Origin of the sequence: Streptomyces sp. LS1784 (assembly GCF_020103755.1) — a bacterium.
Classification (GTDB): domain Bacteria; phylum Actinomycetota; class Actinomycetes; order Streptomycetales; family Streptomycetaceae; genus Kitasatospora.
The window spans coordinates 1-1,376 of sequence record NZ_JAHSQD010001048.1 but is presented as its reverse complement, the minus strand read 5'-3'; the positions used below and the strand labels follow the sequence as shown (position 1 = coordinate 1,376).

Annotated in this window: 1 protein-coding gene and 1 pseudogene; one reads left to right on the top strand and one right to left on the bottom strand. The window is 72.1% G+C overall.

What is annotated here, in order from left to right; genetic code table 11:
* Nucleotides 1-315, top strand: a pseudogene (locus tag KS423_RS45510) (hypothetical protein); the annotation flags it as partial.
* A gap of 11 nt (nt 316-326) precedes the next feature.
* On the opposite strand, the gene purU reads toward KS423_RS45510, so the two are convergent.
* Nucleotides 327-1,193 carry a formyltetrahydrofolate deformylase gene (purU, locus tag KS423_RS45505; RefSeq protein ID WP_374120193.1) on the bottom strand — a complete coding sequence of 289 codons (867 nt, stop codon included), beginning with the start codon at nt 1,191-1,193 and terminating at the stop codon, nt 327-329.
* Nucleotides 1,194-1,376 lie beyond the last annotated feature (183 nt).

The window sequence follows — 1,376 nt, the reverse complement described above, 5'->3', positions numbered from 1 at the left end:
GCCCGCCCCGAGCACGCCGGGGCGCCGGATGCGCCGGAGGGCGGGGTGCGGACCGCCCGGCGGGTGCGGCTGATGGTCGACGGCCCGGCGGGCGGCGAGTGGCTGATCACCCTGGACGGCGACGACGACCGCACCGACCGCACCGGCGGGCCGACCGGCGAGGAGCCGGTGGCCTCGATGGTCCTGGACGGCCTGGAGCTGTGCCAGCTGGCCGCCGGGCACCGCGACCCGGACCGGCTGCCGGTCGGCGAGCACGGCGACCGGGCCGCGGTCCGCGAGGTGCTGCACGCGCTCCTGCTGCTCTCCCGGCCGTAGCGCCCCGGGGCCTACGCGAAGACGACCGTACGGGTCCCGTCCAGCAGCACCCGGTGCTCGCTGTGCCACTTCACCGCGCGGGCGAGCGCCTGGCACTCGACGTCCCGGCCGAGCGCGACCAGTTGGTCGGGGCTGACGTCGTGGGTGACCCGGGCGACCTCCTGCTCGATGATCGGGCCCTCGTCCAGGTCGGCGGTGACGTAGTGCGCGGTGGCGCCGATCAGCTTCACGCCGCGCGCGTGCGCCTGGTGGTACGGCTTGGCGCCCTTGAAGCTCGGCAGGAAGGAGTGGTGGATGTTGATCACGCGGCCGGACAGCTCGGTGCACAGCTGGTCGGAGAGCACCTGCATGTAGCGGGCCAGCACGACCAGTTCGACGTTCTCCTTGGCGATCAGGTCGAGCAGCTGCTGCTCGGCCTGGGCCTTGGTGTCCCTGGTGACCGGGATGTGGTGGAAGGGGATGCCGTAGCTCTCGGTCAGGTCCTGCAGGTCGGTGTGGTTGGAGACCACCGCGGCGATCTCCACCGGCAGGGCGCCGATCCGGGTGCGGTAGAGCAGGTCGTTCAGGCAGTGCCCGAACTTGCTGACCATAAGCACGATCCGCATCCGCTCCTCGGACGGGTGGATCTGCCAGTCCATCCCGAAGGAGGCGCCGATCGCGGCGAAGCTGGCCCGCAGCTTGTCGGCGGTGACCGGCTCGGGGGCGGAGAAGTGCACCCGCATGAAGAAGAGCCCGCTGTCGCCGTCCCCGAACTGCTGGCTGTCGATGATGTTGCAGCCGGTCATGAAGAGGTAACTGGAGACAGCGTGGACGATGCCCTGCTTGTCGGGGCAGGACAGCGTGAGGACGTACTGGGCGCTGGCCGGCTGCTGTTCCACTGGGGGTATCCCGTTCTGAGGTCGTGACGTGCGTGGATGGTCCAGCGTGTCACATTCCGGACGGCCGCCGTCCCGCTGCCCGCACTGCGGGACGGCGGCACCCGGCCGCCGTCCCGGTCGGTGCCCGGCCGCCGTCCCGGTCGGTGCCCGGCCGCCGTCCCGGTCGGTGCCCGGCCCCGGACC